The organism is Arenibacter sp. P308M17 (assembly GCF_003426735.1).
Classification (GTDB): domain Bacteria; phylum Bacteroidota; class Bacteroidia; order Flavobacteriales; family Flavobacteriaceae; genus Arenibacter.
The window spans coordinates 1-12,936 of record NZ_QVON01000010.1 but is presented as its reverse complement, the minus strand read 5'-3'; the positions used below and the strand labels follow the sequence as shown (position 1 = coordinate 12,936).

The following is a 12,936-nucleotide window of genomic DNA, read 5'->3' as shown; positions in this document are numbered from 1 at the left end:
CTGGAATTTAATTTTAGGCAGTTTTTTATTTTTTTTGGAAGCAAATTCTGGAAACGGAACCTTTAGCGGTTATAGGAAGGGGGTAAACTTAAAATTGATGGGAAAGTACATGACAAAAATCGTTTTAACAAGGTTTCTCGTAAAATCCGTTTTACCCCAAACCCTAAAGGGAGCCTGATTTCCCTTGATTTCTCCCTTTAGGGTCTGGGTAAAAAATTGAGGAAAATCTTGCGAAATTAAATTTTGTCATGTACTATAAATGGGGGACCTCCTCATTTATAATCGCTTATTGCTATTGATGATGGTAGGGTTCATTTCTCAAAATGGTAAATGCCCGATACAATTGTTCTACCATAAACAGTCTTACCATTTGGTGCGAAAAGGTCATTTTTGATAAACTGATCTTACCTTGACTTTTTTGATATACCGCATCACTAAACCCGTAAGGGCCACCAATAACAAATACGAGTTGTTTAAGGCCCGAGTTCATGTTTTTTTGTAGGTATTCCGAGAATTCAACGGAAGTTTTCTGTTTCCCGTTTTCATCCAGAAGTACAAGTACGTCCGTTGCGTTCAGTTTGTTGAGTATGGCGACCCCCTCTTTTTCCTTTTGTAGGTTTTCGGATAGATTTTTGGTATTCTTCAGGTCGGGGATTATTTCCAATTCAAATTTGATATAGTGTTTTAACCTATTCTGATATTCCTCGATTAATCGGCTTAAGTGGGAACTGTCCGTTTTTCCTAGTACTAAAAGTTTTATGGTCATGGGGCAAATGTAATGTGTAAATTTTAAATTGCAAAAGGAAGCCGCCGGGGATAATACGGTAATTCTGCCAATTGCCCTGGTTTTATTTACGGCAGTTTTTTAAAGTTTTCCTATTGGTCAACTTTATTTTGGGCATTTGGGTATGGATTGAATTAACCTAGGAGGAATTGCACAAACATTTTAGTAAATTAGCGTAGAAAAAATAGTACATGATATCGGAAGGGCAATTTAGGGAGGAACTCGATTTAATTATAAAGAATGCAATAAGGGAAGATGTGGGCGATGGAGACCATAGTTCATTGGCATGTATTCCCGCTAATGCAACCGGAAAGGCCAAGCTTTTGGTCAAGGACCATGGTATTATTGCCGGAGTGGATTTTGCCAAAAAAGTTTTCCAATACGTGGATGGCAGCTTGGTAGTGGAAGAGTTGATCAAGGACGGGACCCCCGTGAAGTTTGGGGATATCGTTTTTTATGTTTCGGGAAGTTCCCAAAGTATTTTAATGGCAGAGAGATTGGTACTTAACGGAATGCAGCGAATGAGTGCCATTGCCACCAAGACCAATTATTTTGTAAAACTTTTGGAGGGTACGAATACCAAGATTTTGGATACCCGTAAAACAACCCCTGGAATAAGGGCTTTGGAAAAATGGGCGGTAAAGATAGGTGGAGGTGAAAACCATAGATTTGCCCTATACGATATGGTTATGCTCAAGGACAACCATATCGATTTTGCCGGGGGTATCACAAAGGCAATTGAAAAAACGCAACAATATTTGGCCGATAAAAAATTGGATTTGAGAATTATCGTGGAAGCTAGGAACCTGAAAGAAGTAGAGGTTATTCTGCAGGCCCAAGGAATATATAGAATTTTACTGGATAACTTCAGTTTTGAGGATACCCGGAAAGCGGTAAAAATGATAGGGGATAAGTGCCTTACAGAATCTTCAGGTGGAATTAATGGGGAAACCGTACGTAAATATGCGGAATGTGGGGTAAATTTCATCTCTTCGGGAGCCTTGACACATTCTATATACAATATGGACCTTAGTCTCAAAGCCGTGTAAATGTCCCAGGAAATAGAAAGCAAACTGGAGGGGATCCCCATAGTAAGTTGGGTTGTGGGACTAATGAAAAAAATTAAGTTGCCCGCTTTTGAGGGCCTTTCCTTTTATGACCTTATGGAGATGTATGTTATGGGAATTGTAAAAGGGGCCCTGTCAACAAGGGCCAGTTCTATTTCCTTTAGTCTGTTCTTGGCACTATTTCCATTGTTGATATTTTTGGTTACCCTAATCCCTTTCATTATTCCCTATGTTTCTGTTGGGAATTCCAACTTTGACACCGAATTCCTAATTTTCTTGGAATCGTTTTTGCCAAGGGCAACGGGCGATTATTTCAGTCAAATTTATTTGCAGATCAGTGAGCAGGAAAGAGGTGATGTCCTTTCCTCCGCCATTGCATTTATAACCTCCATTTTTTTAATGGCCAATGGGGTGAATGCAATTTTTGTAGGATTTGAAAATTCCTACCATGTAAATCTCAACCGCAGCATGTTTAAACAATATGTATATGCCCTTATGGTAGGGTTGATGCTGTCCGTACTGCTTTTATTGGGAGCCGTCATTTTTGTTTATTTCGAGGCATATGTGCTTATCGGATTATATGATATAACGCATAGGGGAGTAGAGTTGGAGGTGGATGAAAGTCAGCTTATTTTGGTGCAATGGGGCAAGTTTTTGTTTTTGGGTATGTTGGCTTATTTTATAACGGCCATTCTATACTATTTTGGAACCAAGGAGGGAAGGCAGGCCAAGTTTTTTTCCGCCGGGGCCTTGATGACTACCTTGCTATTTATCCTTACTTCCTATTTGTTCGGGGTATATGTTGAAAAATTTGCCCGATACAATGAATTATATGGGGCATTGGGAGGTTTGTTGATATTATTGGTATTTATTTGGTTAAATTCCAATATCTTGCTACTGGGGTTTGAGCTGAATGCCTCGTTAAATTCTTTAAGGAAAAAATATGAAAAACAGGATAGAAAGGAATAGATGGGCCATTTGGAGTGTTTGCATACTTTTTTCCATGTCCGCCCAAGCACAGAGCATCTTCGGAAAATGGAAGACCATAGATGACAGGACAGGTAACCCCAAGGCCATTATCAGGATCTATGAGGAAGATGGACTTATGCACGGCCATGTTGTGAAGATCTTGGAAGAAGGAAAGGAAAATGCCGTTTGCGGAAAATGTGAGGGAGACAAGAAGAACCGGCCCATATTGGGGATGAAAATAATTGAGGATGTAGAACACGTTGGCAATGGGGAATGGAAGGGCAAAACCCTGTTCGATCCGGAACAGGCCATGACCTTTAGGTGTAAATTATGGCTAAATCCCGATAACCCCGATGAGCTAAAGGTAAGGGGATATTTGGCTTTCATCTACCGCACACAGACGTGGATAAGGGTGGAAGGATAGAACTTTGGGGAATATGCAGGATTTTATCAATGTTATTTTACCCATTCCTTTAGAAAAACTCTTTACCTATAAGGTTACAAAGGAAGAGGCGAAAGTGCTAAGTCCGGGAATGAGGGTTGCTGTCCCCTTCGGAAAGTCAAAAATTTATACGGCCCTAGTATTCGAAATCCACAACACGGCACCCACAGTTTACGAAGCAAAGGAAATCGATCAAATTTTGGATGATTTTCCCCTTGTAACCAATATCCAACTAAAGTTCTGGCATTGGTTGGCCCAATATTATATGTGTTCCATTGGGGAGGTCTTTCGCGCTGCCGTACCCAGTGCACTGCTTTTGGAAAGTGAAACCTTGATTCTGAGGAACGATAGGGCGCATATAGAGGAAAACGATTTGCTGGATGATGAATTTATGGTTTATGAGGCCTTACAGCATCAATCAATACTTAGGGTCCGGGAAATAAGCGATATTCTGGACAAAAAGAATATCATCCCGGTTTTAAATAGGTTGCTACAAAAGAATCTCATTTTTCTCAAGGAGGAGGTGTACGAGCAATATAAACCCAAATTGGTACGATATGTCCAACTAGGAAAAAAATATAGGTCGGAAGAGCATTTGGAGGTCTTATTGAACGGTTTGTCCAGGGCCCCTAAACAGAGCCAGGTGGTATTGTCCTTGTTTCAAATACAGGCTGTAACAAAAAAGCCTGTAAAAGTAGGTGATTTGGAAAAGGCCAGTAATAGTTCCGGTTCCATAATCAAGACGTTGATAGATAAGGGTGTATTGGAAGTAGAATTTATTAGGACCGATCGGGTGGTGTATGAAGAAGATGGGGAAACAGAAACCTTAAAATCCTTGAACGACTATCAAAAGGCCGCTTTCGGGGACATCAAAAAGTCGTTCAAAGATAACAAGGTAGTACTTTTGCATGGGGTCACCTCTTCAGGGAAAACAGAGGTCTATGTTAAGCTGATCGAAGAATATTTAAGCCAGGGAAGGCAAGCACTATATTTACTTCCCGAAATTGCCCTTACTACCCAGTTGATTTCCAGATTACAGGCCTACTTTGGTGAAAAAGTGGCGGTGTATCATTCCAAGTACAATGTTCAGGAAAGGGTAGAGGTCTGGAACAATGTTCTGGAAAATAAGCCGGTTGCGCAGATAGTCATAGGGGCTAGGTCCGCTTTATTTTTGCCCTTTAAGGATTTGGGATTGGTTATTGTGGACGAGGAACATGAAAGCTCTTTTAAACAATATGACCCCGCACCCAGATATCATGCCCGGGACGCCGCCATTGTTTTGGGCAATTTGCACGGTAGCGATATTCTCTTGGGATCTGCCACGCCAAGCGTGGAAAGCTTTTACAATGTAAAGGTTGGCAAGTACGGATATGCCCATATAGAAAGAAGATATGGGAATGTGCTTATGCCGGATATGGAATTGGTAGATATAAAGGAGCAGTCCCGAAAGAAAAGGATGAAAGGGCATTTTTCGGAGCGACTTCTGGAGGAAATTACAACGACATTGGAGAACGGGGAGCAGGTAATTCTCTTTCAAAATAGACGCGGGTTTGCGCCCATTATGGAATGTACCACCTGCGGGCATGCCCCCCAATGTCCAAATTGCGATGTAAGCCTAACCTACCATCAGCTTAGAAAACAATTGCGGTGCCATTATTGCAGCTATCATATAGCCCTTCAGGAAACTTGCCAGGCCTGTGGAAAAGCCACTTTGGATACCAAGGGTTTCGGTACGGAACAGGTGGAACAGGAGCTGAATACATTGTTCCCAAAAGCCAATGTGGGGAGAATGGATCTGGATACCACCAGGGGCAAGCACGGTTACGAAAAGATCATTACTTCCTTTGAGCAACAGGAATTGGATATTCTAGTGGGTACCCAAATGCTGACCAAGGGACTCGATTTTAGGAATGTAAACCTGGTAGGAATAATGAACGCGGATTCCCTGTTGAATTTCCCGGATTTTAGGGCCCATGAAAGAAGTTTTCAATTGCTTACCCAAGTGGCGGGCAGGGCAGGGAGAACCAAGAAGAGGGGCAAGGTAATTATTCAAAGTTATAATCCCGACCATAGGATATTGCAGCAGGTGACCACCGGTGATTATAACGGAATGTTCCAGGAACAGATATATGAAAGGGAACAGTATAAATATCCTCCTATAAACAGAATTATCAAAATTACGTTTAAGCACAAGGATTACAATAAACTTAACGATGCTGCAGAATGGTTTGCCAAATCGTTGAGAAATAGTTTTAGGGAAAACGTATTGGGACCCGAATATCCGCCCGTGGCAAGAATTCGAAATCAATACATCAAGAACGTTATGGTAAAGATTGGGGGGAATTACTCTTTGGTGAAAACAAAAAATAGCATTAAAAGAATTGAAAAATCCTTTAATGCCATTTCTTATTACAGAGGCGTTAGGGTTATCTACAATGTAGACCACATATAATTAAAAATTATTCAGAGCCTCTGCCAATTCCGTTTTCTTATTTCTACTTAGAGGTATTTGTTTTCCACTAACTTCTACATTTTTACTATTAAACTTCTCTACTTTCTCCAAATTGACAATATAGGATTTGTGGATTCTCAAAAACTTATCTTCCGGCAACTGTTTTTCAAAAGATTTCATTGTTGATAAAATTACGATATTGGCCTCATCCGTAACTAGTTTTATGTAGTCGCCCAAAGCTTCGATCCATTTTATCTCGTTCAAAATAACCTTTCTTTTTTTCAGGTTGCTCTTGACAAAGATATGTTCTTCGTCCTCCGTTACCTTATTGATCTGTTCATATTTGGCTACGGCCCGTTTAACGGAAGCATCAAAACGTGACAAGGTGATAGGTTTGTGAAGGTAATCCGTTACATCGTAATCAAATGCCTTAAGGGCGTAATCCGGTTTTCCGGTGATCAATATTACCTGTGGACTGTTATCTAGGGATTCCAATAGGTCGAATCCGGTGATAATGGGCATCTCTACATCTAGGAAAATTAAATCGATTTCATTGTTTTTGATGCCGTTCTTGGCCTCAATGGCATTACTGTACTCAGCTACCAAAGCCAGATTCGGATGGTTATTTACCAGTTTGGCAACTGCCATCCGCTGCATGGACGAGTCGTCCACGATAATGCTTCTTAATTTCATAAATGGTTGATTTGTGGGGTTAAATCATCGACAAAGTACTTAAAAATCACGTTGATGTACAACAAAAGTTGTAAACATTGCAGTAATTGTTGTGTAAATGGCAATGACCATAGTTTAAATGTTTTTGGTTAAGTTCAATCTTATGTTTTCTCTAGGTATAACGAAGATTTTTTCATTTTCTTGTGATATGTATAAAAAATAATTACTTTTGCACACTTAAAAAATTTTAAACATATGAACAATTACGAAACTGTTTTCATTTTAAATCCCGTTCTATCTGATGTTCAGATAGAGGAAACAGTTAAGAAATTTGAGGATTTCTTAATTAACAGAGGTGCCAAGATGGTAGCCAAAGAAAACTGGGGGCTAAAGAAATTGGCCTACCCTATCCAACACAAGAAAAGTGGTTTTTACCATTTGTTCGAGTTTACGGCAGAAGGCGACGTGGTTGCCCCTTACGAATTGGAATTCAGAAGGGACGAACGGATTATGCGCTTTTTGACCGTAAAATTAGATAAGCACGCCGTATCATGGGCAGAGAGAAGAAGAACAAAGTTAAAAGCTAAAGCATAAGGATTATGGCATCAATAGAACAACAGGCAAAAGGTAAAAAAGATGGGGAGATCAGGTATCTTACCCCTCTTAATATAGAGACCAATACTCAAAAGAAATATTGTCGTTTCAAAAAGTCAGGTATTAAATATGTAGATTACAAAGATCCTGATTTTTTAATAAAGTTGGTAAACGAGCAAGGTAAATTGCTTCCTAGAAGACTTACGGGTACTTCCTTGAAATATCAGCGCAAAGTGGCCGTTGCCGTAAAAAGAGCGCGTCATTTAGCTTTAATGCCCTATGTAGGCGATTTATTAAAATAAAAAGAAACGGACGATGGAACTTATATTAAAGGAAGACGTACAAAACCTAGGTTTTAAAGATGATTTGGTGAACGTAAAGAATGGTTTTGGTAGAAATTACCTGATCCCTAGAGGATTGGCCTCTCTTGCTACGCCATCAGCCAAAAAAGTATTGGCTGAAAATTTAAAGCAAAGGGCACATAAAGAGAAGAAGATTGTTGATGCTGCCAATAAAACTGCGGAAGCCATTAAGCAATTGGAAATTAAATTGACCGCCAAGGCCGGAGCTGGGGATAAATTGTTCGGATCTATCACCAATATAGATTTGGCAGATGCTTTGGAAAAGGCCGGACATTCCCTTGATAGGAAATATATTGCCATTCAAGGTGGTGCCATTAAAAGGACAGGTCCTTACAATGCCCAAATACGATTGCACAGGGATGTGGTATTCGATTTTGCATTTGAAGTGGTTGCAGAGGCAAAAGGGTAATATTACCCGGTTTAGTAATACAGAAGGCCGCATTTATGTGGCCTTTTTTATGTTAATTACCTTAAAATTTACAGCAAAACAATTGTTTCATAGGTCCGCCTTGGTTTCAAGGGTAGGACGTTTTCGAAATTTAGTGGCGAAATGAAATATACAAGACTAACAAGAGAACAATTGGAGGAGTTGCACCAAGAGTTTATCAACTTTTTGGCTACACAGTCCATCACCGGTGAAGAATGGGAAAAGTTGAAGAAGGAAAAACCGGAGGTAGCGGAAGAGGAACTGGATGTATTTAGCGATTTAATTTGGGAGGGCGTATTGTCCAAAGTACAGTTTCTGGAAAATATTTCCGCCCAACAAATGCATTTGTTCCATCTACAGGAAAAAGAGATGAAGCTGATTTCGGTAAAAGTGATGAACCCGGACATTGATCTTGGTACCAAAGAGGGCTTTTCCTGGTTCAGAAAAAACTACCAATCGGATTTTGTGGAATATTTAACGGCCTCCAAGGCGTATTCTGCGGATAAAAACCTGGATAAGTTTAATTTGATAAGGCAGGGGGGCGCAATTACCAAAGGGGAACTGTACCAATGGTTCGATAACCTTATAGGTTAATTTTAATGGTTCCGGCACCGGCAAAATTCTACAATCCACTATATTTACAACACAATAAAAAAAATGGCACAAAAACCATCCATACCAAAAGGGACCAGGGATTTTTCCCCCTCAGAGATCCATAAGCGCAATTATATTTTTGATGTGGTAAAAAAGCATTTTCAGACCTACGGTTTTCAACCCATAGAAACCCCGTCCTTTGAAAATTCGGAGACCCTAATGGGGAAGTATGGCGATGAAGGGGACCGACTCATCTTTAAAATCCTTAATTCCGGGGATTTTTTGAATAAGGTGGATGATGATTTGTACTCTACTAAGGACTCTACTGCCTTAACTTCAAAGATTTCGGAAAAAGCCCTTCGCTATGATCTTACTGTGCCCTTTGCCCGTTACGTAGTAATGCACCAAAACGAAATCGATTTCCCGTTTAAAAGATATCAGATTCAGCCCGTCTGGCGCGCAGACAGGCCCCAAAAAGGGCGTTTTCGCGAATTTTTTCAGTGCGATGCCGATGTAGTGGGGTCGGATTCACTATTGCAGGAAGTGGAATTGGTGCAGCTGTACGATGCCGTTTTTTCAGATCTGAAGTTGGAAGGGGTAACCATTAAGCTCAACAATAGGAAGATATTGGCCGGGATTGCCGAGGTAATCGGGGAACGCGATAAACTGATCGACTTTACCGTGGCCCTGGATAAGCTGGATAAAATAGGGATCGATGGCGTTTCCAAAGAAATGAGGGAAAAGAATATCTCCGAGGCGGCAATTAAGAAAGCGGCCCCCTTGTTCGCTCTCAAGGGCACTAACTTGGAACAGCTTTCGGTTTTAAACGATCTGCTGAAGAATTCCGAGGAAGGGAGCAAAGGGGTAGGGGAGCTAAGGTTTATCATTGAAACCTTGGAAGAATTAGGGCTACATTCCGCAAATTTAAAATTGGACGTTACTTTGGCAAGGGGGCTTAATTACTACACCGGGGCCATATTTGAGGTGGCCGCTCCGGAAGGGGTAAGCATGGGTTCTATTGGTGGAGGGGGTCGCTACGACGATCTTACCGGTATTTTTGGACTTCAAAATGTTAGCGGGGTAGGAATATCCTTTGGTCTTGACCGTATTTATTTGGTGCTGGAAGAGTTGGGACTGTTTCCGGAAGCTATAGACCGATCCTTACAGGTACTCTGTGTGAACTTTGGGGACAAGGAAGCATTAACTTCTTTAAGGCTAATAAATAAATTAAGAAGGGCAGGTGTAAAATGTGACCTTTATCCTTCTAGTGCCAAGATGCAGAAGCAAATGAAATATGCCAATAATAGGAAAGTTCCCTATGTGGTGTTGATAGGGGAACAGGAAATGAACAACAATTCCTTTGTGGTCAAGGATATGGTGAATGGAGGACAGGAAACCTACAGTATGGATAGACCGGAAGCGTTTTTGAAAAATTTATAGCTTTTTCTTAATGGCCTTAAATACGGCTTCATAATAATCCCTATCGTAAGGGACGTATTTTTTGGAATGTGTTTTGCTTTCCAGTTCGTTTTGGAAGGTATGCATTGAAATCAGGCTAAGATCGGCCACTTCGCTTTCCTGCATTTCAAGTGTGGCCAAAGGCATCTTTAGTTCGCATAAAAAGGTATGGTGGAACTCACGGTCCAATAAATCTTCCTGGTGTTGGTGGCTGTATTTGAATACCCCTATTTTGTGCAGGTCCTTACTTGTGATCTCAAGTCCAATCTCTTCCTTTACTTCCCGGATGGCAGAATGGACTACATCCTCGCCGGCGCCTATATGTCCGGCTACGGAAACATCCCAAAGTCCCGGATGGGTGTCTTTGTTTTTGGCACGTTGTTGAATAAGTATTTCTCCGTTTTTGGTGTAAAGCCAAACATGGATACTTGGGTGAAAAACCCCCTTTTTATGTGCCTCCGATTTCATGATGGATTTGCCGGTGTAATTCCCGTTGGCATCCAATACATCTATTAATTCATCCATCATCCATGCAAAATTATTTGAGTAACAATTGTTCAATTATAAAACGAAAAAAATCCTCCCCGGAGGGAGGATTGGATCGGTATTATTCAAAATAACTAAAAGTTTCACCTTTCCTGATGTTCAGAAGGGTTTCGTAGATAAGTCTAATTACGTTTTCAACATCGTCCTTATGAACCGTTTCCACGGTGGTGTGCATGTATCTAAGTGGCAGTGAGATCAGGGCAGAAGCCACTCCGCCATTGCTATAGGCAAAGGCATCCGTATCGGTGCCTGTATATCTGGAAGCGGCCATCCGTTGAAATGGGATCTTGCTGGTTTGGGCAGTTTCAATAATACGTTCCCGAAGTTTGTTTTGTACAGCTGGGGCATAGGAGATTACTGGTCCTGCGCCAATTTCGGTATGGCCCTGTTTCTTTTTCTCGATCATAGGGGTTGTGGTGTCGTGGCAGACATCGGTAATAATGGCAACGTTCGGCTTTATTCTATGGGTGATCATTTCAGCTCCCTTAAGTCCAATTTCTTCCTGCACTGAATTGGTAATATAAAGACCAAACGGAAGGGTCTTTTTATTTTCCTTCAGTAGCCTGGCTACTTCCGCGATCATAAAACCGCCCACTCGGTTGTCCAAGGCGCGACAAACAAATTTATCCTTATTTAGAATTTGGAAAGTGTCCGGATAGGTAATGACACATCCTACGTGCACCCCAATTTTTTCCACTTCGGCCTTATCCTTGGCACCTATGTCTATAAAAATGTTGTCCAATTTAGGGGATTCCTCTTTAGAGCTATCCCTGGTGTGAATGGCCGGCCATCCAAATATTCCTTTTACAATGCCTTTTTTAGTGTGGATATCCACCCATTTGGAGGGGGCAATCTGATGATCGCTTCCTCCGTTGCGGATTACATAGATCAAGCCGTTATCGGTAATGTAGTTTACGTACCAGGATATTTCATCGGAATGCCCCTCAATGACCACCTTGTATTCTGCCTCTGGGTTTATGACCCCCACAGCGGTTCCATAAGTGTCGGTGATAAAAGTATCTACATAAGGTTTTAAATACTCCATCCATAATTTTTGTCCTTCCCATTCATATCCGGTGGGGGAAGGATTATTTAAATATTTTTCTAAAAAATCAATGGACTTTTTGGTAAGAATCTTTTTAGCGCTCATTTACGTATATTTTGAATGCAAACTTAACAATATTCACTTTTAATTAATAGCAAGCTGCTTTCTTTATCATTAATTTTGGCAAGGCTTTTGTATTTTAAGATTTAATGGAAAAAAAATTATTGGTAATATTTTTAGGGATAATGGGATTTACGGGGATGGCTCAGGTTCCTGAAGAGACTTTGGATTCCTTGGCCCAGCAGTATATTATAATGGAGGGCGACTCCGTTCTCCAAAGTTCCATTGCCTTAAATGAGGTTTATGTATTTGGCAGACTTAAATTCTCCTCGTATAATGATAAGTTAAGGTATTATATTTTAAGGAGGAAGACCATGAAGGTGTATCCCTATGCCAAATTGGCTGCCGAAAGGTTGGTGGAGCTCAACGACAGTTTGGCTCACATAAAAAAGAATTCCCATAAACGAAGGTTTACGCGCAAGGTTCAAAAATTCATTGAAGACGAATTCTCGGAGGAACTAAAGAAACTGACGCGAACGGAAGGTCAGATTTTGGTAAAGTTGATCTATAGGCAAACAGGGGTCACGGCCTTTGATCTGGTGAAAGAGTTACGAAGTGGCTGGCGTGCCTTTTGGTACAATACTACCGCCAAAATGTTCAGCATAAGTATTAAGGAAGAATTCCATCCCGATAAGGTGCATGAGGATTATCTTATAGAGGATATTCTTCAAAGGGCCTTTGCCGATTTTAGTTTGGAAAGACAGCCTTCCGTTTTAGAATACGATTACGCTACCCTTACCAATATATGGAAAGATCAGAACAAGTCCAAGGAGTAAGATAGGCTATCCCTTGTTTTTAGAAGTAAATACAAGTTTGTAGGACTATTTTGTGCGTTCCCTCCTTTTGTCTGGCCGTGTGCTGTTCTGTATCCTTTGCTTTGCTGCGTGGGATGGCGCTGCGCCCCCTTCCGGCGGGCAGGCCTAACGCGGGTGGCGTCAATTTTTACGTTCCGTTATTTTGCGGTTCAGGTAAAAAGTATTAAATTGTTGTCCCTTTTTTCGGGGAATTTTCCGTGCGCAAGTTGCTTGTTGACAGGGGGTTGTGCGTGGTGCTTTGAAAAAGGGGAAAAAAGTTTTGAAAAATCCTTGTGGATTTAAAAAAGGGTGGTAGATTTGCACCCCGCCAACGGAGCAGTTCCGGGGTTTGCGGAAAGGGCGTTCGGGGCGCCACGTTCACATAGGTTCTGTTTCTGATATCGGCCGGCAAAAGGAAAGGTATTTTTTTTCGAAAAAGCTTGGCGGATAAAAAAAAGGCTGTACATTTGCAGCCGCTTTGGGAGACAGGGCGAACGAAAGACAGAGAAATAAGTTCATTGATATATTGTAAAGACAGCGTGCCGCCTTCTTGGAAACGGGGAGGCGGCACAGAGAAAGAAATCGAGATAACGGGCCGGGAAAGATGCCT

General features: G+C 41.1%; 15 protein-coding genes. 10 read left to right on the top strand and 5 right to left on the bottom strand.

Going from position 1 to position 12,936, the window contains the following annotated elements; all coding sequences use genetic code 11:
• Positions 1–292: 292 nt before the first annotated feature.
• Entirely contained in the window at positions 293–766 is a 474-nt protein-coding gene (rlmH, locus tag D0S24_RS18950; protein WP_117021409.1) for a 23S rRNA (pseudouridine(1915)-N(3))-methyltransferase RlmH, read from the bottom strand.
• A gap of 209 nt (positions 767–975) precedes the next feature.
• Between rlmH and nadC the strand changes: the two genes are divergently transcribed.
• Genes nadC through priA form a run of 4 tightly spaced genes read left to right on the top strand, consistent with a single transcriptional unit; the run spans position 976 to position 5,714 of the window.
• Positions 976–1,833 carry a carboxylating nicotinate-nucleotide diphosphorylase gene (nadC, locus tag D0S24_RS18945; protein ID WP_117021408.1) on the top strand — a complete coding sequence of 286 codons (858 nt, stop codon included), beginning with the start codon at positions 976–978 and terminating at the stop codon, positions 1,831–1,833.
• Positions 1,834–2,820: a YihY/virulence factor BrkB family protein gene (locus tag D0S24_RS18940; protein WP_117021407.1), complete on the top strand. Its 987-nt coding sequence runs from the start codon at positions 1,834–1,836 to the stop codon at positions 2,818–2,820.
• Positions 2,795–3,244: a DUF2147 domain-containing protein gene (locus D0S24_RS18935; protein WP_117021406.1), complete on the top strand. Its 450-nt coding sequence runs from the start codon at positions 2,795–2,797 to the stop codon at positions 3,242–3,244. Before D0S24_RS18940 ends, D0S24_RS18935 begins: the two co-directional genes overlap by 26 nt.
• A 13-nt stretch (positions 3,245–3,257) precedes the next feature.
• Positions 3,258–5,714: a primosomal protein N' gene (priA, locus tag D0S24_RS18930; RefSeq protein WP_117021405.1), complete on the top strand. Its 2,457-nt coding sequence runs from the start codon at positions 3,258–3,260 to the stop codon at positions 5,712–5,714.
• Here priA and D0S24_RS18925 read toward each other — a convergent pair whose 3' ends face one another.
• Positions 5,715–6,407, bottom strand: a complete 693-nt coding sequence (locus tag D0S24_RS18925; RefSeq protein WP_031444569.1) for a LytTR family DNA-binding domain-containing protein — start codon at positions 6,405–6,407, stop codon at positions 5,715–5,717.
• Positions 6,408–6,641: 234 nt separating this feature from the next.
• On the opposite strand from D0S24_RS18925, the gene rpsF reads away from it, so the two are divergent.
• From rpsF to hisS, 5 genes are all read left to right on the top strand, one after another.
• Positions 6,642–6,980, top strand: a complete 339-nt coding sequence (rpsF, locus tag D0S24_RS18920) for a 30S ribosomal protein S6 (RefSeq protein WP_111625095.1) — start codon at positions 6,642–6,644, stop codon at positions 6,978–6,980.
• A 2-nt stretch (positions 6,981–6,982) separates the two neighbouring features.
• Positions 6,983–7,282 (top strand): 30S ribosomal protein S18, encoded by a 300-nt coding sequence (gene rpsR, locus D0S24_RS18915; RefSeq protein ID WP_176225701.1) that lies wholly within the window; start codon positions 6,983–6,985, stop codon positions 7,280–7,282.
• 13 nt (positions 7,283–7,295) lie between these two features.
• Positions 7,296–7,751, top strand: a complete 456-nt coding sequence (rplI, locus tag D0S24_RS18910) for a 50S ribosomal protein L9 (protein WP_117021404.1) — start codon at positions 7,296–7,298, stop codon at positions 7,749–7,751.
• A gap of 141 nt (positions 7,752–7,892) precedes the next feature.
• A complete protein-coding gene (locus D0S24_RS18905; protein ID WP_117021403.1) occupies positions 7,893–8,363 on the top strand; it encodes a DUF6495 family protein in 471 nt (156 codons plus the stop codon).
• A gap of 63 nt (positions 8,364–8,426) precedes the next feature.
• A complete protein-coding gene (gene hisS, locus D0S24_RS18900; RefSeq protein WP_117021402.1) occupies positions 8,427–9,803 on the top strand; it encodes a histidine--tRNA ligase in 1,377 nt (458 codons plus the stop codon).
• Here the strand turns inward: hisS and D0S24_RS18895 are convergent.
• Together D0S24_RS18895 and D0S24_RS18890 are read right to left on the bottom strand one after the other, a co-directional pair.
• Entirely contained in the window at positions 9,798–10,349 is a 552-nt protein-coding gene (locus D0S24_RS18895) for an NUDIX domain-containing protein (protein ID WP_309545107.1), read from the bottom strand. The two genes, hisS and D0S24_RS18895, sit on opposite strands and share 6 nt — an antisense overlap.
• Positions 10,350–10,428: 79 nt before the next feature.
• Positions 10,429–11,517, bottom strand: coding sequence for a M42 family metallopeptidase (locus D0S24_RS18890; RefSeq protein WP_117021401.1), 1,089 nt, complete (start codon positions 11,515–11,517; stop codon positions 10,429–10,431).
• 104 nt (positions 11,518–11,621) lie between these two features.
• Here D0S24_RS18890 and D0S24_RS18885 point away from each other — a divergent pair, with 104 nt between their 5' ends.
• Positions 11,622–12,308, top strand: a complete 687-nt coding sequence (locus D0S24_RS18885) for a DUF4294 domain-containing protein (protein WP_117021400.1) — start codon at positions 11,622–11,624, stop codon at positions 12,306–12,308.
• A gap of 202 nt (positions 12,309–12,510) precedes the next feature.
• Here the strand turns inward: D0S24_RS18885 and D0S24_RS21265 are convergent.
• Positions 12,511–12,936, bottom strand: a 426-nt coding sequence (locus D0S24_RS21265; RefSeq protein WP_220377795.1) for a hypothetical protein, incomplete at its 5' end; no start/stop codon positions are given.